This is a genomic window from Lysinibacillus sp. NPDC095746 (genome assembly GCF_044763535.1).
In the GTDB taxonomy this organism is placed as follows: Bacteria; Bacillota; Bacilli; order Bacillales_A; family Planococcaceae; genus Lysinibacillus.
The window spans coordinates 122,036-145,623 of sequence record NZ_JBIWGL010000002.1; the positions used below are offsets into that span (position 1 = coordinate 122,036).

Here is a 23,588-nt window from a genome sequence, read left to right on the forward strand (position 1 = left end):
AACAATACAAAAGTTCTTGAAATACTCAGAAAATAAACGAAACAAAAAAGCTACCTCAATAAAAATTGAGATAGCTTTTTATAAAGAGTCATTCAAAATTATAACTTAACTGTATGTGCAAGCTTATTTTCTGCTGCTTGAACTGTGTTGAATAGAAGCATAGTAATAGTCATTGGTCCTACACCGCCTGGTACTGGTGTAATGTGAGAAGCAATACCATCGATCTCACTAAAGTTTACGTCACCGCAAAGCTTGTTGTTTTCATCACGATTAATGCCAACATCTATAACAACTGCGCCTTCTTTAACATGTTCCTTCGTAATAAAGTTTGCACGTCCAACTGCCGCAATTAATATATCTGCTTGTTTAGTGAATGAAGGTAGATTTGGTGTTTTGGAATGCGTATATGTAACGGTTGCATCTTTTTGTAGTAGTAGTTGTCCCATCGGTTTCCCCACGATATGACTACGACCCACGATGACCGCGTGCTTTCCTGCTATTTCAATTCCTGAATATTCAAGAAGTTTCATTACGCCAAACGGTGTACAAGGCAAAAATGTTTCTTGGCCAAGCATCATTTTCCCAACACTTACTGGTGAGAAGCCATCCACGTCTTTTTCCACAGCAATTGTGGCAATAACAGTATCCTCATCAATATGTTTAGGGAGTGGTAATTGTACTAAAATCCCATGAATATCTTCACGAATATTTAATAATTCAATTTGTGCTAATAATGCATCCTGTGTAGTTTCTTCTGGCAGTTTGATTAACTCAGAAAACATACCAATGGCTTCACAAGATTTTTGCTTATTTCTCACATATGTAGCCGAGGCTTGGTTGTCTCCTACTAAAACAACCGCTAAGCCTGGTGTTAATCCTTGCTCTTTTAAACGCGTTACTCGCTCTGCTACTGAATTACGAATTTCTTGACCAATTTCTTTACCATTAATAATTGCACTTGACATAGACCTTAGTTACTCCTTCCAATTCAACACATTTTATTGTTCTGTAAATTTAGAAAGTACGCCATTAACAAATTTCGACGAGCCATCGTCGCCAAATGTTTTGCATAACTCGATTGCTTCATTAAGTACTACTCTTTTTGGTGTTTCTGGCATGTATAAAATTTCGTATACAGCTAGACGTAAAACCGTTCTTTCAATTTTTGGTAAACGGGCAAGTGACCACTTTTCAAGATGCTGCTCTAAAGTAGCATCGATTTCCTCTAAATGTTCAACTGTTCCAGTAACAATCTTTTCGTAGAAGACGTTTGTTGGTTGACCTTTAATATGGCCCATTGCTTCTTCTACTGTTAGTTCAGTATTGTCTAGCTGAAACAAAACTTGCAACGCTTTTTCGCGTGCTTCATGTCGTTTCATGTAAAGCTCTCCTTCTTAAGTGGCATTAAGGTTTATAATAGCATAAATTCGTACGAGAAACACGAATTCAAGCAAGTTTTCAATAATCTGATACCTTTTTCAAGCAAGTTTTTGCTTATTTTAACACCCTTTAATCAACTTTATGAAATTTAATGTTAAAAAATTAAAATTCATCATTATTGTTTAATAACAAGAATGTTATAATCAAGGAAAATAATCTCATTTTCCGAGGTGTTCATTATGCATTATGAAGTTATTTGTACAAGCTGTAAAAGAACTTTCAAGCTATATGAAGGTGAGGAACAATATAAGCAATACAAAGAACGTAAATCCCACTTATTTTATTGCGAGAATTGTAAACATAAAATTCGTTTTGATGCCATACGAAACTTCTTTAGGAATTACTAATGTAGAATTGCTACATTAACCTTGGAGCATCAAAGGAGATTTATTGAGTCAACTTGTATAACTGCGACCTAATACTGCCACACTGAAACAAATCTTTTGACCCTATAGTTACTATAGGGTTTATTGTATTACATGGAAATATTCTAGTAGATTTAGATTCATTTATCGTGAAAAATTGAAGGAGAACAAAATGAACAAGAAACAAATTTTAACCTTAAGTATTTTATTATCGAATTTATTCATTGCCTTTTTAGGCATTGGTTTAGTTATACCGGTGCTACCAACAATCATGAATGAGCTAAAAATTTCAGGCTCTGTTGTCGGTTATATGGTAGCAGCATTTGCTATTACGCAACTTATTGTTTCACCGATTGCTGGTAAAATGGTGGATACTATTGGCCGAAAAATTATGATCGTTGCGGGTCTTTTTATATTCGGTTTTTCAGAGCTACTATTCGGGCTCGGACGCACAGTTGAAATACTCTTTATCTCGCGTATGCTAGGTGGTGTAAGTGCTGCCTTTATCATGCCGGCGGTAACAGCCTATATCGCTGATATTACAACATTGACACAACGTTCAAAGGCACTGGGCTTTATGAGTGCAGCGATTAGTACTGGCTTTATTATCGGACCTGGAATCGGTGGATTTTTGGCCGAATTCGGAACACGCATACCATTTTACGCTGCAGGTATACTTGGATTTTTAGCAGCTATCTTGTCAATACTATTACTAAAAGAGCCAACACGTGCTTTAGATGATGTAGAGTCTGCTCCATCAATTTTAGGCAGTGTGAAACGTATTTTCAGCCCACTATACCTTATTCCATTCATCCTTATTTTCGTACTGTCCTTTGGTTTAGCTGCATTTGAATCGTTATTTAGCCTATTTGTGGATCATAAATTCGCATTTACGCCTTCAGATATCGCGATTATTATTACGGGGAGTGGAGTAGTCGGGGCCCTTGCTCAGCTAGTGTTATTCGATTGGCTGACAAAGAAAATGGGCGAAATTAATCTTATCCGTTATTCACTCATCCTTTCTGCTGTTTTAACATTTGCTATGACCATTGTTAGCCACTATTTCGCAATTTTATTTGTCACATTCTTTATTTTCGTCGGCTTCGATTTAATCCGTCCTGCCGTTACCTCTTATTTATCGAAAATTGCTGGTAATGAACAAGGATTTGTCGGTGGCATGAACTCCATGTTTACAAGTCTTGGGAATATCTTTGGTCCTATTTTAGGGGGGATAATGTTCGATATAAATTTAAATTACCCATATTACTTTGCGACAATTGTTTTAACAATCGGCGTAATTCTTGCTTTGTTCTGGAGAAAGCCGAAGCATATTGAAATATAATAAAGTAGCGATACTAATCACTGCTAATCAATTTCCGTTAACAAACGTAAAAAGAAGGATTGCCCTATAGGCAACCCTTCTTTTTATTCTTGTACGGCTACTTCTTCTTTTTCAAAGTGAATACCTGTAATGTGTACATTCACTTCTGCTGTTTCAAGTGCTGTCATATTATAAATCGCTTGGCGAATTTGCGTTTGTACTTCCTTCGCCACTTTCGGAATTGTATAGCCGTATTTTACAGAGCAAAATACATCAATGGCAATCTCACCAGTTTCAGTAACACCCGATTTAATGCCCTTATTGTGCACTTTTTTACCGAAGCGTTCTACTACGCCAGTAGCAATATTACCACGAGTTGCCGCGACTCCTTCTACCTCGTTTACTGCTATTCCAGCAACAACCTCGATTACTTCCGCTGCTACTTCGATTTTCCCAAGTTCTTCTTTTCCAGAAGGCGTTGGTTGTACGAAAGATTGTCCTACTTTCTCTGCCATACAAATATCATCCTTTCCCTTACACATCACAAACAAATGCTGTACTTACGCTTATTATACTATAAAAAGGAAGGTTTGGCTTCGTAAAGCCGATTTAATTTATTTAGGACAGGTAATATCGATAAATTCAATAACGACTCGATAAAAACGAAAAGTGAAAACAGTCGCTACCTCATAAATATATTTTTCACCCTCCCTCTTAGTAAATTAACCAAAATTAGAGTCCAATCCTCCCTACTAGCCATTTTGCACCAGGAAACCTGGCGTTAATTTTATCACATACGACTTTACATCAAAATATTCCGTATTTTTCCATTATAATTCAAATAAACAATCATAATAAGCTATAATTCACTATATATGTAGTTTTTAATTAGGAAAGGGGAATTGAACAATATGGATATTTTTATATTTATATTAGTGTTGCTTTTAGTTTATACAGGTTTAGCAATAGAAAGAATTTTGAAAGATATACGTGAACAAAATAAAGAAATTTATTGATATATTGAAGAAGAACAATCGAGAAAAAGAAGACTATACAAGGGATTAAGTTGAACATTTATTCTAGGTTTGTGCGCATGATCTTAACTCTAGCAAAAAAATAGCAGATTCAATGCATTTTCGCAAACAAAACCGGTTTGAAAGTCGTGATGTCGATAACTATAAAAATTAGGCGATAAACCCCAAATTTTATTCGATAAATTAACAAAGTTGGTCGATAAGTTCAAATAACCTCTCGATAAAAAATGAAAAGCAAAGCAATCTTCAAAGGGAGCATTTTTTCCTTATGTTGTGCAATAATCGCTCCCTTTAATGTACCAACTAATCTACTTCTAAAGCGAAGGCGTAGAAAGCATCGCCACGAGATACATTCGCTTCCTTTTCATATTTCCACCATACGCATATGAATAATAATAAACTTCACGTTGTGTAGGTGCGTTAAAACAAGTGTATAATTTATGAAAAATACTATATCCAAAGGAAGGGGAGTTCGATGAAAACTTCTAAAGCTTTAATTATGTTATTTATTTTTACCTTTTTTTTAGTTGGATGTTCCACATATAGTAACGATATTGGCCCAAATATTAAAGGAGAAGTTGTACAAATAGAAGGTGACAGATTTTTAGTAGTTGATAAAGAAAGACCAGAAATACGAAAAGTATGGTTTACTACGGATGAAATTTATACTGTACGTGTTGGATTAACAGTATCTGTATGGGCTTCTGAAATTACCGCTGTTCCTAATGAAAAGGGATTTGGGGAAGGAATTGCCCAAAAAATCATTATTGAGTAAAATAAAAATCGCCATAATAATGAAGGGAAAGATGAACATTAAGATCCTCTTTCCCTTCATTATTAACTTTTTATCTTTGATAATCCCTTGTTTTCTTGCGCCATTATCTACGTTAAGTTCATTTCCATAGTCAATTTTCCCTTTATTTTCTGCTTCTTGAATCGTACAAAACATTGCTTCTTCGTTAATCACATCATAAAGGTCATAAACACCCCAATTGTTGAATACGTGAGAATATCCATTCGCTTCTCACTTTATTGTGAATATGTAGTTACTGTCTCTTATCAACAAATAATAAAATTAGTGTTGCCAATGGACCTAACACAAGAGAAAGTAAAAACCAATTAAACCCCGTTCTATTCTTTCCTTGTGCAAGTGCAGCATTGATCAACGCTAATGTACCCCAGCCTACGACATATTGATTATCCATCATCTGTCCCCTCTTTCATTGAACACTGCACCGTCAGTATAGATTTTTCATACTTTTGATTATAACATATCCAAATTACATACTTCATAAAAGGCTAAATTCGAGAGGTAACCGGGCACCGGTGTCCGTTAAACCAAAACGATTGTTTATTTTCCAAAACGCCGAGCTTGGTTTTCGTGCATATTTAACGATTCCATAAAAATCGCCACTCCCATCTTAAATAACGTCCATCATTAGCTCGATTTCGGACGCTGCGTAAATTACGTTGTTGACCGTTAAAGGTTCTCCCATGAATACATATAAAGCGCCTTGACCTTCGCTGTAATATACGTCTGTTTTACGCCCAGTCCGTTCGAGTAGTTTGCGTTGGATATTAACAATACTAACTGCAATATTCATTCCATTTAATCCCCCTTATAATTCCGTTTGTTTAAGCGTCGAAACACATAAGATGATAAATACGACTGGCGATGTAAAACCGGTTTTAACCACGTATAAAGACGAAATAAAGGCGAAATGCTTCCTCATTACTTATACCCGAGGAATACAGTTTTCAAATTTCCCTCGATGAATCCACGCTGTCTTACCATTAATTTAGGCGGTCATTTAAAGGTAAATCGATTCAAGGCTTACTTCTGAAAAATCTTCCGCATTCAACTATTTAGTCACAAGAAGGAATATTAAAATAAAACGTTGAATTAAGTTTAGAAAATTAATGAATTGGAAGTGGTCATCTAAAATGCAAGAAAAATTTAAAAGTTTTATAAACGATCCCTGGTGGTTGATTTCAACAAGTATGTCTGAATTCTTAACGAAAGAATTAGAGAAAGAACTTTCACAAAAACACATTCTCTACGGAAAAGAAGCTGTAGCAATGGCTAGAAGAGAAGATAATGATGATGTTATTTTTTGGATTAAAAAGCTAAATAAATATGCTGTTGTTCATTTAACATATTCAAAAGAAACTTCAAATGATTTCCCTATGACATTACTATTTACATTAAGTGAGTTAGAAGAATACTGTAAGACTGTTTCAAAATTTTATTAAACAAACGAAAACTAATAAAAGCTTTGCGCCCCTAGCTTTCAACGGCCATTGTTAGCGCAACGATTAGTCGTATTCTTTAATCGTTTGTTTGCGCGCCCGTTAGGCGGTTTGTTCTTTAACGATTGGCGCCGAATATGCACAAATACGATTAGCTTTAAACATACAAATTAACGTCAATCATAATTGTTGTAGCGGTTCATTTCGTTTTTATTTGGATCGATATTTTCTATATCGAAAATACCGGTACGCTGATTATTTTTACGCACAAAAAAGACCCCCTAACGATTCAGTTTCGTTAAAGGGTCTAAAAATCGGATATTCCGTTTTGTTTTATTCCTAATTCTATTTAGCTGACAAAAATCGCACAACTATTGCGCAAGTTGGTAACCTTACTTGCTTGTCCCCAAAACATCATTCTCTTCTAGGAACTTCGTATTGAATTGCGCTGATTTGAACACGTCATTGTTCATTAATGCTTGGTGGAATGGAATTGTTGTATTGATACCAGGACCAGATACTTCAAATTCGCTAAGCGCACGATTCATTTTCGCAATCGCTTCTTCACGTGTATTGGCATGAACAATTAATTTTGCAACCATAGAGTCATAGTATGGAGGGATTGTATAGCCAGCATATACAGCAGAGTCAATACGTACACCGTAGCCACCTGGAGTTACGTAAGTATCTACAGTGCCAGCTGATGGCATGAAGTTTTTATAAGCATTTTCTGCGTTAATACGGCATTCAATTGCCCAACCATTTAATTGAATATCATCTTGAGTGAAAGGAAGTTTTTCACCAGATGCAATTTTTAATTGTTGTTGTACAAGATCTACACCAGAAATCATTTCAGTTACTGGGTGCTCTACTTGGATACGAGTATTCATTTCCATGAAGTAGAATTTATCTTCTTGATAGTCATAAATAAACTCGATTGTTCCGGCACCTTCATAGTTACAGGCTTGTGCAGCTTTTACGGCAGCTGCACCCATTTCAGCACGACGCTCAGAAGATAGCGCTGGAGATGGAGCTTCCTCTACTAATTTCTGCATACGGCGTTGAACGGTACAATCACGTTCACCTAAATGTACAACGTTACCATAGCCATCCGCTAATACTTGGATTTCACAGTGACGGAAGTACTCGATGAATTTTTCTAAATAGACGCCAGGGTTACCGAATGCTGCAGCAGCCTCTTTTTGCGTAATTTCAATGCCTTTTACAAGGTCTTCTTCTGTACGAGCTACACGGATACCTTTACCGCCACCACCAGCAGTTGCTTTGATGATCACAGGGTAACCAATTTTAGCAGCCCATTCTTTACCTGTTTCGATATTTGGAACAATACCAGTACCCGGAACAAGTGGAACACCTGCTGCTTCCATTGTTGTACGTGCAACGTCTTTAATACCCATAATTTTAATAGAATCAGATGAAGGTCCAATGAACTTAATGCCTGCGTTTTCACAAGCCTCAGCGAAGTCAGCGTTTTCAGATACAAAACCGTAACCTGGGTGGATACCGTCTGCCCCCGTTTTTTCTGCTACGCTCAGTAAAGCCGGGAAGCTAAGATATGAATCTTTTGATAGCTTTGGCCCGATACAATATGCTTCGTCTGCTAATTTCACATGTAATGCGTCAGCGTCTGCTTCTGAGTATACGGCAACAGATTGAATGCCTAACTCTTTACAAGCGCGAATGATACGCACAGCGATTTCGCCGCGGTTTGCAATTAAAACTTTTTTCATGGTTGTGCACTCCTTACTCAGCTTTTACAAGGAATAATGGTTGACCGTATTCTACTAATTCACCGTCTTTAACAAGTACTTCAACGATTTCCCCTTGAACTTCTGCTTCAATTTCGTTGAATAGTTTCATAGCTTCTACGATACATACGATTGTTTCATTACCAACTTTGTCCCCCACTTTAACGTAAGCTGGTGAATCTGGATTTGGAGATTGATAAAACGTTCCAACCATCGGTGATACAATTTTATGTAACGATGGGTCGTTATTTGCTGGTGCTGCAGCTGGTGCTTCTTCAGCTTTTGCTAGAGTAGCTGGTGCTACAGGTGCTGCTACAGGTGCAGGTTGTTGTACAACAGGTGCAACTACTTCTTTTTTAGGTGCTACAGTATCAGTAACAACAACACCATTCTTTTTTAATTTTACTTTTGCGCCATCTACTTCGTAAACGAACTCATCAATCGAAGAAGAATCTACCAATTTAATAATTTCGCGAATTTCTTGAATTTTGAACATTTCTAACTCTCCTTATGAAATAAAATCTACTACAAACACTATTTTATATTTTTTTCGAACAATTTGAAATACTTTCATGCAAATTAAGTAAATATGAACAAAATAAAAGGCTTTCCTTTAATAAACGAAAGCCTTTTCATTATACTGATATATAACAATAGTTTTAAATAAACGGAAAATTCCTATTTTTTCAATAGTTATTCGCACTGAATTTTACTTGGACATCATTTGCGCCTTCCATCTCTGTTTTTACCAAGTAAATAATTTCATTTGCTTGAGCTTTCGACAGCTCCTCCGCCATGACCGTTACCTGTACTTTCCCACCATCTGCTCGTACAAACGCATCAGAGTAACCTAAAGATTTAATAAGCATTTCTAACATTGCTTCAGAGGATTCTTGTTTAATTAGGTTATCCATATCATTATACGCCTTACTTTTTTCTTCTGCTGTGTAATCTTTTGAACCGATCTTCTGCTCTAATTGCAAACGAAGCTGGCTTCTTTCATCACTAACTTGCATACGCAATTCCTCAAATAAATGACTTGGAGAAGATACTTCCTTCGTCTCTCCCTCTTTCGTTGCTTCTTGATCAGTCACACCCGTTACCGCAGTTTGCTGTAATGCGTCATCTGTGAAAATAGTTAGTCCATTAAATTGTTTTGCTGGATCAACCAAATAATACACTGAGATTACCGCTACTAGACTTAATAATGTCATAAACCAAACTGTTCTTCTACGTACGCGCATTTACTTTTCCTCCTTATTTTCCATTGGAACGATAATAATTCGATGAATCGGCAATTGCATTACTTGACTAACAACAGCACGAATTTCATTTTTCACAAAGATATCTGATGCTCCTTCTGAAACAATTAGCATCCCTGTTACTTCTTTCGTACCTTGTTCAGTTCCTCGAAAATATTGACTGAATAGTTTATTGTCATCATTCTCAGCTGTCATATCTCCGTAATAAAAATAGACTTTAACCTCCCCAACACCTTTCATAGCCTTCAGTGTCTGCTCAAGTTTTTCTTCATTGGTCATCGATGTTACTTGCCCATTCGTTGTACCCGTTTGATACATTGGTAAAATGATGAAAATTCCTACGGAGGCAGCAATAAGCATTAAGACTATAAATGACGTTGTTTTTTTTCGTTTCTTTTCCACATCACTTGTACATTGCCTCCTTTCATCTTCTCTTTTTCAAGTGTATGTACGCTTGTTTCCTCCTATGAATTGATAAATGGAATCTTTAATAGCAATTGCAAAAATACTAACGTAATAACAAGCTTTGTAAGTGAAATTATTTCTTTATCATCTGTTAGAAACACAAATATCTGACAGATAAAGAGCATCGCTAATAAAAGAATCAATCTATCTCCCCCCAGCCATAACTTGCACAAAAACGATGAGGAATAAACAAGAAAACATAAATGAAAAAGCAATTAGAAATGATACAGCACATAAGGTAAATAGAGACTTACTAACATGATCTAGTAGTTTACAAATATCATCAAAAGCTATTGGTTCTAAAATAGCAGCTAACATTTTCAATGAATACGCACTGACAACAAGCTGAACTGTTGGAATGAACGACACGGTAATAACCGCTATAAAAGCAGAAATACTAGTAATAGAAGAGGAAAATTGTGTCATATGCTGGAACATCGAAAAACTATCTACTATAAAGGAACCAACAACCGGAATATTTTCCTCTATTAATTTCTTCACAGGCTCTGCAACAGCTGCGTTGACACTAAATGCAGCCACCCCACTCGCCGACATTAAAATGATGTAACAAATTACAGATGCCGAGACGATGCTCATAATGGTAAAACGAATCAATTCGGCAATTCTCGTAAACGAAATTTCTTTAACAATGACACTGCAGACATCAAACACAATGGCAAAAAGCACTCCTGGAATAAGCCATTTACTACTAATAATCGTTAAGACTTGTACAAAGAAAAGTAAAAAAGGCTGCCAAGAAGCAATCGCTGTAATACTGCTAGATAAAAGAAAACTTGAAGTAAGAATGGGATAAAATGCAGTAAATATATGCGCAAGCCCCTGTGCTATTTCGTCTATTAAATTAAATGAACTCACAACAACTGGTCCGATAGTTGCCAGTACAATAAGAAAAAAAAGTATTCTTGTCCCTTTTTCAAATTCTGGTAAAATCATATTAACGATCAAAATAATAATGACATAGCCACACAAAATAAGCGTCATCTTCAGCAATAGAAAAAATGGATCAGTTAAAAACGAAACTATTTGCTCTAGCAATGTCTTCGCCCCTTAGTTTAGCCGTTGTAAAATGGCCGACACCTCCTGTAAAACAGCCAAAAATTCCTTAAACCAGTACAACAAAATAACAATCTTGACCCCATCATAGACAATATGCCCGAGTACTTTATAGCTTTGTTCCACAAGTAAAAAAGACACCCATTGCCCTACATAGAAAAGGCTGGCACTTACTACAATTGCTTTTGCATATGGCAAAAAAGCTAATGTCTCAAGCAATTGCTTGATGAATGGCAATAGGAGTGTAGAAAACAACATACCAAACAGCAAAAACGAAAACATTACACTAATCAGCGCATGGAGTGGCTTTATGACTTCTTTTATAAGCAATAATAAAAGCAGCATGACAACAGCAACAATGACAATTTCCATTTACACTACCCGGAAGAGGTTAGCCATTGAAAGAATGTAAGAATTTCATTGAAAAATAGACGTAAAAATCGCAGTAATTCCGCTGTCATATATAAGTAGGCAATGAAAAATAGGAAAAATGAAAATTCTTTTTTTCCTGTTTGATCAAAGAAGACATGAAGAAGCGCAACTACTAGTCCCACTCCAGCGACTCTTAATACGTCTTGTAATTCCATTTCATACGCCCCCTCGTGTACAGCAATATATGTTGCTACCCTCAAAAAAAGACCTCCATACATACGTATAGAGATCTAGTATTTTTATGAAATTAAAGATGCCTCAGCATCACTTCATCCGGAATCGGAAAGAAGTTACAGCAGCTTGGCAATAATGCTTTTCACAGTACCTGGTTGTTTCACTAAATAGCTCTTTTCACCCATCCACATCGATAAATATTCGGCTTTGCCCTGTTTTGCACTTTCTTTACGAATAGTAGTAGTTAAATCATTTTGCAATGGATAAGGTGCTACAACAGCATCTTTCATACGTTCCGTAAAAGCATTGGCTAAGCCTCTTGCAGGTTTACCAGAAAAAGCACGAGTAATGGTCGTCTGCTGCGCTTTCGATTCAAGCAAGGCTTTTTTATAAAGTGGTGAAATTTCACATTCATCCGCTACTAATAAGGCTGTACCAATTTGAACCGCTTGGGCACCTCTTGCTAGTGCTTTACTTACATCTTCCTTTGTGACAATGCCCCCAGCAGCAATAATCGGTATGCCAATTTGTCCTACTACTTGCTCCAGTAAATCATGCAAATCAATTAATTGCATTGGTTCAGTGAAGGAACCTCGGTGACCGCCAGCTTCACCACCCTGAAGGACAACTGCTTGCATCCCTGCTTGTTCTACACGCTTTGCTTCCTCTAATGTAGTAGCTGTACCAATAACATAAACATTGTTATCCTTTAAACGTTGAATCACATCTGCTGAAGGAATGCCAAACGTAAAGGAACAAATGGCGACATTTTCATCAAGAACAGCTTGTACTTGTTCTGCAAATACTTCCTTGGACGTGACACTTTGTACAGGTGAAAGTCCAAGCTCATCATAAAACGGTTGTAAAGCCATTCGAGCTTTTTGAAGTACATCGATATCAATACGCGGCTCTTCCTGTACAAATAAATTAACAGCAAATGGCTTTTTCGTTAGCTTTTTAACTTCCTGAATAAAACTTTTTGTTTGCTCCCCATCTAAATAGCCTGCTCCTATCGAACCTAAAATCCCTTCCTCTGCACAGGCAGCAACAAATTTTGACGTAGTTACACCGGCCATTGGAGCCTGTATTATTGGAGACGTGGTCTCAAAAATTGTTTGTAACATTGTATTCACTCCTTACTATTATTGTAAACAACTTTTCCAAATATGACCACATATCAAATAATAAAAACCCTTTTTATACAAAGAGGTTGCTATTTTTCTGGATCATCACCAAAACGTGTGGTTGATTTCCGTTGTGACTGGGCGCTTTGTTGCTGTCGCTTCGCTTTCGCACAGAGCAAAGCTTCCTGGGGGCGTCCGATGAGCCGCTTCGCTGCGCTGCAGGGTCTCGGGCCAACACGATGTTGGTCACGAAGGCGTTATCACAGGATGTGATGCTTTTAGCCTTCGTTCCTCTATTGCTGATCCCCGAGGAGTCGCCCTGTCTTCACTCCAATCAACTATTTCATAGTAGATAGTTTTAACAAAAGTCATCCACAACTTTTGGTGATGAACCATTTCTCTATCCTTTGCCAAAAAATTTAACATTATATGTATCAAATATGAGCGGATGTTTTTTGCGCGAAAGCGAAGCGACAGCAGCACGATGTTTTTTGCGCGAAAGTGTAGTACTAACGCAGCGGCAGCAACGCGTTGTGACTGACTTCCTCTATTCAAAGGATGTTTGGGACACCCGCTGAAAGAAGTTAAAAAAACCTACCCTTTTGTTAAAAAGAGTAGGCTGAATGCTTTTTATTTATTACGCACGAGAAACGTAAGAAGCTTCTTCTGTATTGATGATTAACTTATCACCTTGGTTTACGAAGAATGGCACTTGTACAATAAGACCTGTTTCAAGAGTTGCTGGTTTTGTACCACCAGAAGCTGTATCACCTTTGATACCAGGCTCTGTTTCTGTTACTTCTAGCTCAACAGTGTTTGGTAATTCAACACCTAGCATTTCACTTTGGTATGATTGAATGTGAACTTCCATGTTTTCTTTTAAGAATTTTAATTCATATTCAATTGCAGCTGAAGAAAGTTCAGTTTGCTCATATGATTCTAAGTCCATGAAAACATGATCGTCACCTTGTGCATAAAGGTATTGCATTTTACGGTTATCGATTTGTGCTTTTTCAACTTTCTCACCAGCACGGAAAGTTTTTTCATTTACTGAACCGTTACGTAAGTTACGTAATTTAGAGCGTACGAACGCAGCACCTTTACCTGGTTTAACGTGTTGGAAATCTAACACGCGATATAATTGGCCATCTACAATAATTGTTAGACCTGTACGGAAATCGTTTACTGAAATCATTTGTGTTCCTCCATAGTTTATAAAATAATAAGTTCTTTTGACGAATGAGTAAGCAGTTCATTACCTGTCTCTGTGATTAAAATATCGTCCTCGATACGTACACCACCGATTCCTGGTAAATAAACTCCCGGTTCAATCGTTACGGCCATACCTGGCTCTAGCACCACTTCTGAACGTATTGATAAGCCAGGGCCTTCATGTACTTCAAGACCAATCCCGTGTCCTAATGAATGACCAAATGCCGCGCCATATCCTTTTTCTGTTAAGTAGTTACGCGCCATCGCATCCGCTTGAATCCCTGTGAAACCAGGGCCAACCTTTTCAAGTGCTAAAAGCTGGGAAGCAAGTACTGCGTTGTACATATCCACTAATTTTTCAGATGGCTCGCCTACTGCAACAGTACGTGTAATATCCGAGATATAGCCATTGTACAATGCTCCATAGTCTAATGTGACAAAGTCGCCTTTTTCAATCACTTTATTCGTTGCCACGCCATGTGGTAAAGCTGAGCGAAGACCAGACGCAACAATTATATCAAACGAGGATTGAGTTGCTCCTTGTTTACGCATGAAAAATTCTAATTCATTCGAAACCTCAAGCTCTGTTTTACCAGGCTTGATGAAGTTTAAGATATGTGTAAATGCGTGATCAGCAATTTCACACGCAACCTTAATAATATTAATCTCTTGTTGCGTCTTAATCAAGCGAATTTTTTCAATTAGCCCAGAAATCGGCACTAAATCAGCTTGAATTTTATTTTTATACAGCTCATATGTGCCATAGCTAACAGTATCTTTCTCAAAGCCCAATAATTTGATACCCATATTTTTTACTTGTGTTGCAATTTCTTCAATGATCGTCGCCTCATGCTTTACAATTCGAAAGTCCTGTACTTGCGCAGCTGCTTGCTCTGTATAACGAAAATCCGTGATAAACACAGCATCATTTTGAGACACAATCGCTACGCCCGCTGTTCCTGTAAAACCAGTCATATAACGACGATTGTACTCGTTTGTAATTAAAATGCCGTCAATATTTTGTTCTTGAAGTGCCTTACGAAGCTTTTGTAATTTCATCATAATCAATTCTCCCTCTCAATAAATGTGCGTAGTGCCAGTTCATAGCCTTTCGTACCTAGTCCACTGATTTGACCAAGGCATGCCGGAGCGAGATAAGAATGATGACGGAAAGCCTCACGTTTATGGATATTTGAAATATGTACTTCTATAACCGGCACAGAAATACCTGCAATTGCATCATGTAACGCGATGCTTGTATGGGTATATGCACCGGGATTAAAGATTATACCATCATATTTTTCGTCCTCTGCTTCATGTACCCAATCAACAAGTACCCCTTCATGATTAGATTGACGAAACTCGACAGTGGCACCTAAAGACGCCGCAAGATTCTGAACATTATTTTTCACATCTTCCAATGTTTCGTAACCATAAATATGTGGCTCTCGTTTACCTAGTCGATTTAAATTAGGTCCATTCAAACATAATAACTTCACGCATACTCGCCTCTTTCTATGTACTTGCCATTATTTTATCATACAAGGCGCATACAGCAACTAATTTCCTTTTTGCGCTGTGTGCTCCTTTTGATGAAAATTCGCAGTTTCCAGCAAGAAACGTAAAAGACAAATAACAATGACCATGAAAGGGATCGATAGTTTTTTAAAGGAAGAAGATTGTAAAGGCAAATCCAGAACAATCCATTCTAATGTCATGGACAAAAAAAGGCCAAGTAAAAAAGAAGATAGCACAGCTGGGATAATATAGACATATCTCAATGTAATAAATAATAAAAATCCAATCAAAAATAAGACGAGGATGAGAAAGCTCCATTGAAATAGTTTTGAGCTACCTTCAAATATATTCCATTTTTTATAAAAACCTATTGGATTCCATTTAATAAGATGAAAGTATTGAAGTCCCTTTAAACACAATGCTAAAACGAGTGCGCTAACGAGCGATGTTATACTAGCTACTTTCAAGTAAAATCCTCCTAACTTGTACCACGAGTATATGTTCAAGCGTTAATCATTTCCTAAACTGTACGATTAGTGTAACCATATAAAAATTTTACTATGCGTAACTCTAGAGGTTTTTCACTAAATTTAGTACAATGGTACAGTTGAAATATATAAAGAGAGTGGTGTTAGCCTTGAGCAATTCACCTGTATACGGGGGACAAGCACAATTAGAAGGTGTAATGTTCGGAGGAAAGGAACATACGATTACCGCTATTCGCCGTAACGATGATTCCATTGATTATTATCATTTTAAAAAAGTTCAAAACCCTATTTTACAAAAGCTAAAAAAAATTCCATTAGTACGGGGCGTTGTCGCACTGATTGAATCAGCTGGTTTAGGCTCTCGCCATATGCAATTTTCAGGAGACCGTTACGACGTTACACCTGGCGAAGAAGCAGAGCATAAAGAGGAAGGCTCGAGACTTCAAATGATTTTAGGAGTTGCAGTTGTAGGTATCCTTTCCTTTTTATTCGGTAAATTTGCCTTTACATTAATTCCTGTATTTATTGCAGATTTTTTCTCAAAATGGATAGAGGGCAAAACTGGTCAAATTTTACTTGAAAGCGGCATTAAGCTATTTTTACTACTTACCTATTTATATTTTATATCTTTAACTCCGCTAATTAAACGAGTATTCCAATATCACGGTGCAGAACATAAGGTAATAAATTGCTATGAAGCTGGTATGGACATAACAGTGGAAAATGTGCAAGCACAATCACGCTTACACTATCGTTGCGGTAGTAGTTTTATGCTGTTCACTGTGTTTGTAGGCATGTTTTTATATTTCTTCGTACCAACTGATCCACTTTGGTTACGCATTTTGGACCGTATTCTCTTAATTCCCGTTGTTCTTGGTATATCATTTGAAGTACTTCAAGCGACAAATGCATGCCGTAATATTCCTGTGTTACGCTTCCTTGGCTATCCAGGCTTATGGCTACAATTACTGACAACACGTGAGCCTAAAGATGAACAAGTAGAAGTAGCTATCGCTTCCTTCAATATGCTACTTCAAGTTGAGCAACAACCAGAAATCGCTGCTACTTTGAATCATGATTAATTAATCAATTATGCCTCGGCATAATTTCCGTAACATCTGTCGGAGGCTTTAGGCCAGCTAATATTGGTCACTTAGCCACAGAGTTCCACTAGTTAAGTGGATAAATGATCACCCACTAAAAGTTAAAGGGGCAAGTCCATATATAGTTGGACTTGCCCCTTTTCATCGTTTTTATAATGACTGTACAGCAATTATTTGCTGCTTTGCTTTCTCGTACTCTACTTCCAAAGTTTTAAGTATTTCACGAACGGACTCGCGTTTGACAATGTTAGTGATGCCATGTCCGGCAGACCAAATATCTCGCCATGCCTTGACATTTACTAGATGTGTTAAATCAATGTCCTCTCTCGGCTTCAATGTTGCAGGATCAATGCCTTCCTTTAATAAGGATGGAATTAACACATTTACATGGACACCGCTAAAGGCGTCTGTATATAAAATATCAGAGGTATCACTGTCAATCACCATATTTTTGTACTCCTCAGGCGCATTTCCTTCATCACAAGCTAAAAAACGAGTACCCATATAGGCAAAGTCTGCTCCCATTATTTGAGCGGCTAGTACGTCTGCACCGCTAGAAATGGAGCCTGATAAAATGATCGTTCCCGTAAAGAATTTCTTAACCGCAGATACAAAGCCAAATGGGTTCAGTTGCCCGCCATGCCCACCAGCTCCTGCACAAACAAGAATTAGTCCGTCTACACCTGTTGCCGCAGATTTTTCGGCATGTTTAACGTTCGCAACATCTGCATAGACCTTTCCTCCATAGCCATGAACAATGTCTATAACTCTCTTAGGATTACCTAATGAAGTAATGACAATTGGTGGCTGAAATTGTTCAATTAACTGTAAATCTTCCTCAAAACGCGGATTCGCTACAGGGTGACATATAAAGTTGACTGCCCATTGCTCAGTAGATAGCGCCTTTTTTATTTCTTCTAGCCACTCAGCACATGCTGAAGCGGGTCTTGCATTTAATAATGGAAATGAACCGATAGCCCCTGCTCTACTAGCTTCAATAACCATCTTAGTGTTAGAAACTAAAAACATCGGAGCTACTATAATTGGTAAACTAGACATACACTCTCCCCCTTATACTTAAATATTTCGAGAGAGTTCCTGAAAATCCTACTAAAAAATTCAAATTTTTTGTTTGCCCCCACATCTTAGGGCATCCCCCTCATTAAAAAATATGGTTTTAGTTTGGTCGCTTATTTTAGAACCCTTGATATTTTAAGGGATTAAAATTATGAAATTAACTCAATTAATTATTTTGACCATATTGTTCTTTTGTTATCATCTTTTATTAAAACTACTTCTGAAAAATACCTATAATCTTCCTTTTCTAGTGAAATATTGAAATTATCAAGAGAATTACCGAAATTTATCAACTTAGACTTAATATTAATATAGATTACAGCATCTTTTTGCCATATTTTCTCACCAGAATAAGAGGAACCACTTTCAGCAATACTTTCAGAGGATACCGTTGTCGTAAAAAAAATCATGGCTATACCTCCTACAGCTAAAATAATTATTATTAAGGTAATTATTAAGCCCTTTTTCATACAATCCCCACCTCGATTTCCCTAAATTTATAATTATTATTATAGTTTAATAGAGACTTAATTCCACTGAGTACTTTGTGAGGATGATCCTGTTCCATTTGCATAATAGACTTTATACGTATGTGTAAAACCTAGTCCACTCACATATCCTGTTTTACTCTTGATACTCCTCTCAAAGTTGTAGGAGTTTTTATTGTTGCGCCTGCGCTTAGTTAAACAGAAGAAACTGAATTCTATACATCTACAGCAAAGCTAGAGCAGTTGTTTAATGTTGACCAAGAATCTCCATTAGTTATTTTTGAATTTATTGTATCTAATTGAGCCAGTGTTAAATCCATACTCAAAGATACTCGATTTGAATAAGCTCCTTGAGAAACAAATTTTGATTCTAATCCATACCATAAACCAGTATGTTCAGATTTATTTCCCCATGTCCCTACAGATATTAATTTATACACAAATAAACTAGATTATTAGATCATCAGCAAACGATAGGACGAGTGCAAATTATTTGAAAGACATACTCCCCCACGCGTCATCACGCGTGAAATCATTGTAGGTGAATACAAACGAGAACATATTGAAATATTGTAATAACTAAATACGTCAAGTAAAAACTTCTGTCTTAATGGACGGCAATCCCTTGGAATAATTACGTCCAGAATCGGCTTTGTACTTAGGTCTAAGCCCCCCTCCGAGATACTTTCCGTAGCTAATGTTTGTCTAAATGAAGATAAAAAAATGCCTATCCGTCTTTTTGACGAGATAGATGTAGCTTTGAAATAAAGTTTGATCAAAAGTATGCTACAAACGCAGATTTTATAATAAAAGAATCCCACGCATTTTAAACAAAGATTAATCAAAATGCGTGGGTTGGGTTCTTGAATGAAGTGAAGTTTTATAAAAAAGTTTGATTAAAATCTTAACTTATCTTCTTCTTCTCTTATCCTTTCATTTTTTATTTCGCTCCCTAAATAATGAATATTCCTTAATGCCCATTGTTTTATAGGAGGTTTTGCGCTGACATATCTTTTATAAAAACATATTAATTTTTCATAGTATGGTATTAAAGATCCTGACCAAGAAAAAGTACGCAATTGACGATCAATATTTCTCAATACCATTTCATCCTCTCCATATATCTCTATTAAATAATGAATAAAATCATTTTCTCTATCAACATTTACAGGATAAATATCAGCTAATATTGCTGGAGCTTTCTTCTCAATCTTCGCCCACTCTTTTAAAGTTTCTGTGGAGATACTTTGAATAGCTGCCAAATCCTCTTTAAAAAAACCATTTCCTAAAATATTTCTCAGTCTATATTTATATAAACCTTCAGCTTCTAAAAGTTTGTCAGACAATACTTCCCAGCTCACTATAGGCGTGTTTTTAGTAATTACTTCTAAATATTCACCAATTAAAGTTTCGGTATTATATTTAATATCTTTACTTATCATATCTAGCAATATATTTAACATATTTCTACTAAACTTATCTTTATTTACAAACACTGAATCATACAATTTATCCAGTATATCTATTACTTCATAAGAAATGCTATGTTCAGAAAGTATAGAAATCGAATTCTCTAAGAAATAAACTATACATTTAGATGACTGATTCGTAATTTCTTGGTTATTTAAATAAAATCTATAATATATTTTCCAAGCTATTACTTGATTAAAACCATTCCCTAACTTAAATATATTTTCTAAAAATGGCAACAAATCATCTTCGCTTATATTATTTAATGCAGGTCCATAAGCTAACGCTAATAAGCTATCTACAGTTATTATTGAGTCTCTAATTTGCCCCAATAAGGAATTTAATATATCTTTGTCAACTTCAATATATCGAATTATTTCTACAAGAATAAAAGCATCATTTGTATTATCTAGCTGTGTTATAAATTTCTTAAGTAAGGCTGGATCACTTAACTGTATAGAGTTTAATATGCCTCCTAAAAAATTTAAATTAAGCTCCTGTTTGCCTTGTGAGCTTATTGTTTCTTTAATCTTCGTGAAAACTAATTCTAAAAATTTTCCTTTCTCTTCATCTAACATTTTATTTAATAATTGTTTGCCAAAAAAGAAAGTTTGCTTTTGCTCACCTAACAATAAAATACTTAAGTTAGATTTTAGCTCTTCCATTTTTCGTGGGTAAATATCTTCTATAAGTTCATTAATTCTAGTATGGGTGGCATTTTGATATTTACTTCCACTACTACTATCTTTATTTTCAACATAATCATCGTTAGCATTTGATACTAGTAACATAATTGTAGTTATAGTGTCATGTGGTTGTAACTTCTCTTTCCAACTCTTAATTAAGTCTACAGCTTTCTTGGGCATTTTTGATTCATCAAATTTCAAAATTAAATTGATTTTCTCTATTAATTCAGGCCAGTAATTATTCCGCTTCTCGAGAATAACTCTTAAAGGTTGATCCATATTTTCAACATATCCACTTCTAATCAAACCAAATATACTCGCCACTATTTCATCAAAGATTAAATTTGAACATTCGTCTTCTCTTATAACAATTTCTACAAGTAAGTTCATAGTCTGATCCCAATAATCGAATATTTCTCCCCAATTACTAGGCTTCCACTCTTGCATAGACGGTCGACTTCCTTGATTTTCAACTCCAATCATTCTTGAAAACCCTTGACTTTTTAAGGCATGCCCTGCTGCACTTACACCTATTTTCTTCACTTCTTCCTCTTGAGATGATATTGCCCATTTAATAATTGAAAATCTACTTTGTAAATCTGCTTGTGTTCCAGACAATGTATAATGAAATAATTGATTAAATTGCCCCGTAGCATTATTTGACCAGTGCTCATTTTCAGCAGCAGCAAATCTCGCCAAAATTTTAGCAGCAGCTTCGAAGGTTTCTTCCCAGAAGCATAGCTTTTCTAATGCCCTAACTAAATCTCTTCTACCATCCTTGACTTGCCTTAATTCATTAATGCTCATTACTCCGAATTCACGTTCTAATGTTTCGACTGTTACTATAGGGTCTATTTCTACAAACGAGCAGAAAATACGAGACCCTATTTTAGAACTTAGTATTTCTGCTTGGCCAAAAGGAGCTTGTATACCACATAAATTAGAAGTTAACTCTTGCGCTTTTTCCAAAAAATGCAACTTCGAGATCTGGCTACATAATTGTTCTACCATTGATGATGGTAGATTATTATCAGATAAAAGTTCTTGTGCTTTCTGCGGTCTACACTTATCCCACCACTGAGCCGCTAAAGTTATTGCTAAAGTTTTTGGAACTAACTTTATATAACGACCATGTTGCACTATTATTTTTTTCTTCATAAAATAACTACACTTTTCATAAAAGTCATCTATAGTTACCCCACAAATATTTTCTGCAACATACTTCATTTCAAATTCTTTCTCATCTAAAAACCCTATATGTTCAAAAACTGCACAAGCTTCAATAACTTTTAACGCTTGATTATCAACTGGATCTCTTCCCCACAGTAGTTTCTTCACTAGAGTCACATCTTGAATACTGCCTATTGTTTCAAAATCGTTTATCCTAGCTTCTGCAAGTAATGTAGCAATACTTGGGAATCCGTCAGCAAAAGCAACTATTCTATTTAGGTCTCCTTCATCCATTTCTGGGTAAGAAATTTTTATAATACCTTCAATGATCTCCTGTGGAACATCTTCCAAGTTAATTAAAGGATCTGAAGAGCTAGATGTGTGTAAATTGTAATCTAGAGTAAGAAGGCTAAATTTACTATCAATATGCTCTACTTCAGATTTCAGCATCTTATGTAATTCATAATCACAGTTATCTACTATAATTATTCCCGATATTCCTAAATTTCTCCATGAAGTTATAGAAGAAAAAATACTATCTTTAGAATAAGTTGCATCTATATAAATGACTCTTTTATTTAACGCTTCCAGCTCTATATTGCCATCACTTCTAAACACTTCTAACGCCAATCTAGTTTTCCCTTTTCCTGGTAACCCTATTATTCGTGCTGCCCTTCTTTCACCACTTAAATAATCTCTTAAATCTTTAATTTTATGTTCTATTTCATAGGTAGAAATGAAGTCTGATTGGAACTCTCTATGTCCATTCCATGCTTCCCATGTTTTGCTACCCATTAAAATAGATTTTCCATTCCATTCCCAAACCGCATATATAGCCGAAATGTACTGATTACACCATTGTGCAATTTTACTTGCATCATATATTTCGATACTTGGATTAGCATCATGTATTATAGAAGTAATTGACTCTTCAAAAGCTTCAATCCTTTGTAGAATTTGCTGCTGATTCAGTTCTCTGTTATGGAAAAGTATATAACTTCCTTGTGCAGTTATTACATCCTCAACTCTAGGCTTTAGTAATCCATTCGACCCCAATACTTCTTGTTTGCAAGTAGATGGTGGCATATCTGTTGCTTTCACTTGAAAAAGTGTATATCTATTAGGAATCCAATCTGTAGATTCAATATTATTATCCCATCTAATATGACCGTCTTCTCCACCATCTGCTACAGTAATATTCAATGCTACAGATACAGAGTTTTTCACAAGTCCAAATTTATTTGCTTCGCTATAAAGCAAGATTGACAACAATTTAGTTAACTCGAAATCGTCTAACCTTTTAATATCTTCCGAACTCACTTGAAAATAATTCAAAATCTCCACTCCTAATAATAGTTTATTTTTTGAAATATCTTTACAGCTCGATGCCTATGCTCATTTATTTCACGCCCAAATCCAGGGAAATCATGCCATTAAATCGCAGTTTTTCTTTATCCCAGCTATCATTTGATTAATTAATCAAACCAATTAAAATACTTTCCTAATGTACGTTTTTATCCCTTAGGTTTTCAAAGCAAATAAATTAAATATAGATATTGCTTTAATCTCCCTTTAAGCCGCAATTACACAAACTTCCTTTCCAGAAAATAATCTTACTTCGGCTACTATGTACTTCCACTTCGTCGCACTATCACTCAAATAAACA

The 23,588-nt window shown here is 36.0% G+C and carries 25 protein-coding genes and 1 pseudogene; 5 read left to right on the top strand and 21 right to left on the bottom strand.

Annotated elements, in window-relative coordinates:
• Positions 1-98: 98 nt before the first annotated feature.
• Both folD and nusB read right to left on the bottom strand, forming a co-directional pair.
• A complete protein-coding gene (gene folD / locus ACIQ7N_RS02490) occupies positions 99-965 on the bottom strand; it encodes a bifunctional methylenetetrahydrofolate dehydrogenase/methenyltetrahydrofolate cyclohydrolase FolD (RefSeq protein ID WP_402930069.1) in 867 nt (288 codons plus the stop codon).
• Between the two features lie 33 nt (positions 966-998).
• A complete protein-coding gene (gene nusB / locus ACIQ7N_RS02495) occupies positions 999-1,379 on the bottom strand; it encodes a transcription antitermination factor NusB (protein ID WP_100544800.1) in 381 nt (126 codons plus the stop codon).
• 598 nt (positions 1,380-1,977) lie between these two features.
• Between nusB and ACIQ7N_RS02500 the strand changes: the two genes are divergently transcribed.
• A complete protein-coding gene (locus ACIQ7N_RS02500; RefSeq protein ID WP_132356666.1) occupies positions 1,978-3,147 on the top strand; it encodes an MFS transporter in 1,170 nt (389 codons plus the stop codon).
• Positions 3,148-3,230: 83 nt separating this feature from the next.
• Here ACIQ7N_RS02500 and ACIQ7N_RS02505 read toward each other — a convergent pair whose 3' ends face one another.
• Positions 3,231-3,641, bottom strand: coding sequence for an Asp23/Gls24 family envelope stress response protein (locus ACIQ7N_RS02505; protein WP_132356667.1), 411 nt, complete (start codon positions 3,639-3,641; stop codon positions 3,231-3,233).
• A gap of 994 nt (positions 3,642-4,635) precedes the next feature.
• On the opposite strand from ACIQ7N_RS02505, the gene ACIQ7N_RS02510 reads away from it, so the two are divergent.
• Positions 4,636-4,935, top strand: coding sequence for a hypothetical protein (locus ACIQ7N_RS02510; protein ID WP_402930072.1), 300 nt, complete (start codon positions 4,636-4,638; stop codon positions 4,933-4,935).
• A gap of 271 nt (positions 4,936-5,206) precedes the next feature.
• Here the strand turns inward: ACIQ7N_RS02510 and ACIQ7N_RS02515 are convergent, their stop codons facing one another.
• Positions 5,207-5,368 carry a hypothetical protein gene (locus tag ACIQ7N_RS02515; RefSeq protein ID WP_402930231.1) on the bottom strand — a complete coding sequence of 54 codons (162 nt, stop codon included), beginning with the start codon at positions 5,366-5,368 and terminating at the stop codon, positions 5,207-5,209.
• A 213-nt stretch (positions 5,369-5,581) separates the two neighbouring features.
• The gene (locus ACIQ7N_RS02520) at positions 5,582-5,764 is read right to left on the bottom strand and encodes a hypothetical protein (protein ID WP_132356669.1); all 183 of its coding nucleotides are present in this window, start codon (positions 5,762-5,764) and stop codon (positions 5,582-5,584) included.
• A 340-nt stretch (positions 5,765-6,104) separates the two neighbouring features.
• On the opposite strand from ACIQ7N_RS02520, the gene ACIQ7N_RS02525 reads away from it, so the two are divergent.
• Positions 6,105-6,413, top strand: coding sequence for a hypothetical protein (locus tag ACIQ7N_RS02525; RefSeq protein WP_402930073.1), 309 nt, complete (start codon positions 6,105-6,107; stop codon positions 6,411-6,413).
• A 389-nt stretch (positions 6,414-6,802) separates the two neighbouring features.
• On the opposite strand, the gene accC is transcribed toward ACIQ7N_RS02525, so the two are convergent.
• From accC to ACIQ7N_RS02590, 13 genes are all read right to left on the bottom strand, one after another.
• Positions 6,803-8,161, bottom strand: a complete 1,359-nt coding sequence (gene accC / locus ACIQ7N_RS02530; protein ID WP_402930075.1) for an acetyl-CoA carboxylase biotin carboxylase subunit — start codon at positions 8,159-8,161, stop codon at positions 6,803-6,805.
• Between the two features lie 13 nt (positions 8,162-8,174).
• Complete coding sequence (gene accB, locus ACIQ7N_RS02535) at positions 8,175-8,675, bottom strand: acetyl-CoA carboxylase biotin carboxyl carrier protein (protein ID WP_402930077.1); 501 nt, start codon at positions 8,673-8,675, stop codon at positions 8,175-8,177.
• 190 nt (positions 8,676-8,865) lie between these two features.
• Positions 8,866-9,423 carry a SpoIIIAH-like family protein gene (locus ACIQ7N_RS02540; RefSeq protein ID WP_402930079.1) on the bottom strand — a complete coding sequence of 186 codons (558 nt, stop codon included), beginning with the start codon at positions 9,421-9,423 and terminating at the stop codon, positions 8,866-8,868.
• On the bottom strand, positions 9,424-9,843 hold the full coding sequence (locus ACIQ7N_RS02545) for a hypothetical protein (protein ID WP_402930081.1): 420 nt from the start codon (positions 9,841-9,843) through the stop codon (positions 9,424-9,426).
• Between the two features lie 62 nt (positions 9,844-9,905).
• Complete coding sequence (locus ACIQ7N_RS02550) at positions 9,906-10,049, bottom strand: hypothetical protein (RefSeq protein WP_166672062.1); 144 nt, start codon at positions 10,047-10,049, stop codon at positions 9,906-9,908.
• Between the two features lies 1 nt (position 10,050).
• A complete protein-coding gene (locus tag ACIQ7N_RS02555; RefSeq protein ID WP_132356674.1) occupies positions 10,051-10,962 on the bottom strand; it encodes a stage III sporulation protein AE in 912 nt (303 codons plus the stop codon).
• A 12-nt stretch (positions 10,963-10,974) separates the two neighbouring features.
• Positions 10,975-11,352, bottom strand: coding sequence for a hypothetical protein (locus tag ACIQ7N_RS02560; protein ID WP_248716406.1), 378 nt, complete (start codon positions 11,350-11,352; stop codon positions 10,975-10,977).
• 5 nt (positions 11,353-11,357) lie between these two features.
• Positions 11,358-11,567 carry a hypothetical protein gene (locus tag ACIQ7N_RS02565; protein ID WP_012295089.1) on the bottom strand — a complete coding sequence of 70 codons (210 nt, stop codon included), beginning with the start codon at positions 11,565-11,567 and terminating at the stop codon, positions 11,358-11,360.
• Between the two features lie 135 nt (positions 11,568-11,702).
• The gene (locus tag ACIQ7N_RS02570; protein ID WP_402930083.1) at positions 11,703-12,710 is read right to left on the bottom strand and encodes an NAD(P)H-dependent flavin oxidoreductase; all 1,008 of its coding nucleotides are present in this window, start codon (positions 12,708-12,710) and stop codon (positions 11,703-11,705) included.
• Between the two features lie 637 nt (positions 12,711-13,347).
• Complete coding sequence (gene efp / locus ACIQ7N_RS02575; RefSeq protein WP_132356677.1) at positions 13,348-13,905, bottom strand: elongation factor P; 558 nt, start codon at positions 13,903-13,905, stop codon at positions 13,348-13,350.
• Positions 13,906-13,922: 17 nt separating this feature from the next.
• The gene (locus ACIQ7N_RS02580) at positions 13,923-14,984 is read right to left on the bottom strand and encodes a M24 family metallopeptidase (RefSeq protein ID WP_402930085.1); all 1,062 of its coding nucleotides are present in this window, start codon (positions 14,982-14,984) and stop codon (positions 13,923-13,925) included.
• Positions 14,985-14,986: 2 nt separating this feature from the next.
• A complete protein-coding gene (gene aroQ / locus ACIQ7N_RS02585; protein ID WP_053483682.1) occupies positions 14,987-15,421 on the bottom strand; it encodes a type II 3-dehydroquinate dehydratase in 435 nt (144 codons plus the stop codon).
• 60 nt (positions 15,422-15,481) lie between these two features.
• Positions 15,482-15,907 (bottom strand): hypothetical protein, encoded by a 426-nt coding sequence (locus tag ACIQ7N_RS02590; protein ID WP_248716409.1) that lies wholly within the window; start codon positions 15,905-15,907, stop codon positions 15,482-15,484.
• Between the two features lie 170 nt (positions 15,908-16,077).
• On the opposite strand from ACIQ7N_RS02590, the gene ACIQ7N_RS02595 reads away from it, so the two are divergent.
• A complete protein-coding gene (locus ACIQ7N_RS02595) occupies positions 16,078-17,010 on the top strand; it encodes a DUF1385 domain-containing protein (protein ID WP_132356681.1) in 933 nt (310 codons plus the stop codon).
• Positions 17,011-17,181: 171 nt separating this feature from the next.
• On the opposite strand, the gene ACIQ7N_RS02600 is transcribed toward ACIQ7N_RS02595, so the two are convergent.
• Positions 17,182-18,090 (bottom strand): NAD(P)H-dependent flavin oxidoreductase, encoded by a 909-nt coding sequence (locus tag ACIQ7N_RS02600; protein ID WP_402930087.1) that lies wholly within the window; start codon positions 18,088-18,090, stop codon positions 17,182-17,184.
• 188 nt (positions 18,091-18,278) lie between these two features.
• Positions 18,279-18,578, bottom strand: coding sequence for a hypothetical protein (locus tag ACIQ7N_RS02605; protein WP_402930089.1), 300 nt, complete (start codon positions 18,576-18,578; stop codon positions 18,279-18,281).
• A gap of 456 nt (positions 18,579-19,034) precedes the next feature.
• On the opposite strand from ACIQ7N_RS02605, the pseudogene ACIQ7N_RS02610 reads away from it, so the two are divergent.
• Positions 19,035-19,160: pseudogene (locus ACIQ7N_RS02610) on the top strand (PEP-utilizing enzyme); the annotation flags it as partial.
• Positions 19,161-19,492: 332 nt separating this feature from the next.
• Here ACIQ7N_RS02610 and ACIQ7N_RS02615 read toward each other — a convergent pair.
• Positions 19,493-23,257 carry a hypothetical protein gene (locus ACIQ7N_RS02615; RefSeq protein WP_402930091.1) on the bottom strand — a complete coding sequence of 1,255 codons (3,765 nt, stop codon included), beginning with the start codon at positions 23,255-23,257 and terminating at the stop codon, positions 19,493-19,495.
• Positions 23,258-23,588: the final 331 nt, after the last annotated feature.

What these genes read in the sequence shown, in the direction of transcription:
- folD (WP_402930069.1), bottom strand. Translation starts at nt 965, where the DNA reads ATGTCAAGTGCAATTATTAATGGTAAAGAAATTGGTCAAGAAATTCGT.
- nusB (WP_100544800.1), bottom strand. Translation starts at nt 1,379, where the DNA reads ATGAAACGACATGAAGCACGCGAAAAAGCGTTGCAAGTTTTGTTTCAG.
- ACIQ7N_RS02500 (WP_132356666.1), top strand. Translation starts at nt 1,978, where the DNA reads ATGAACAAGAAACAAATTTTAACCTTAAGTATTTTATTATCGAATTTA.
- ACIQ7N_RS02505 (WP_132356667.1), bottom strand. Translation starts at nt 3,641, where the DNA reads ATGGCAGAGAAAGTAGGACAATCTTTCGTACAACCAACGCCTTCTGGA.
- ACIQ7N_RS02510 (WP_402930072.1), top strand. Translation starts at nt 4,636, where the DNA reads ATGAAAACTTCTAAAGCTTTAATTATGTTATTTATTTTTACCTTTTTT.
- ACIQ7N_RS02515 (WP_402930231.1), bottom strand. Translation starts at nt 5,368, where the DNA reads ATGATGGATAATCAATATGTCGTAGGCTGGGGTACATTAGCGTTGATC.
- ACIQ7N_RS02520 (WP_132356669.1), bottom strand. Translation starts at nt 5,764, where the DNA reads ATGAATATTGCAGTTAGTATTGTTAATATCCAACGCAAACTACTCGAA.
- ACIQ7N_RS02525 (WP_402930073.1), top strand. Translation starts at nt 6,105, where the DNA reads ATGCAAGAAAAATTTAAAAGTTTTATAAACGATCCCTGGTGGTTGATT.
- accC (WP_402930075.1), bottom strand. Translation starts at nt 8,161, where the DNA reads ATGAAAAAAGTTTTAATTGCAAACCGCGGCGAAATCGCTGTGCGTATC.
- accB (WP_402930077.1), bottom strand. Translation starts at nt 8,675, where the DNA reads ATGTTCAAAATTCAAGAAATTCGCGAAATTATTAAATTGGTAGATTCT.
- ACIQ7N_RS02540 (WP_402930079.1), bottom strand. Translation starts at nt 9,423, where the DNA reads ATGCGCGTACGTAGAAGAACAGTTTGGTTTATGACATTATTAAGTCTA.
- ACIQ7N_RS02560 (WP_248716406.1), bottom strand. Translation starts at nt 11,352, where the DNA reads ATGGAAATTGTCATTGTTGCTGTTGTCATGCTGCTTTTATTATTGCTT.
- ACIQ7N_RS02565 (WP_012295089.1), bottom strand. Translation starts at nt 11,567, where the DNA reads ATGGAATTACAAGACGTATTAAGAGTCGCTGGAGTGGGACTAGTAGTT.
- ACIQ7N_RS02570 (WP_402930083.1), bottom strand. Translation starts at nt 12,710, where the DNA reads ATGTTACAAACAATTTTTGAGACCACGTCTCCAATAATACAGGCTCCA.
- efp (WP_132356677.1), bottom strand. Translation starts at nt 13,905, where the DNA reads ATGATTTCAGTAAACGATTTCCGTACAGGTCTAACAATTATTGTAGAT.
- ACIQ7N_RS02580 (WP_402930085.1), bottom strand. Translation starts at nt 14,984, where the DNA reads ATGATGAAATTACAAAAGCTTCGTAAGGCACTTCAAGAACAAAATATT.
- ACIQ7N_RS02600 (WP_402930087.1), bottom strand. Translation starts at nt 18,090, where the DNA reads ATGTCTAGTTTACCAATTATAGTAGCTCCGATGTTTTTAGTTTCTAAC.
- ACIQ7N_RS02605 (WP_402930089.1), bottom strand. Translation starts at nt 18,578, where the DNA reads ATGAAAAAGGGCTTAATAATTACCTTAATAATAATTATTTTAGCTGTA.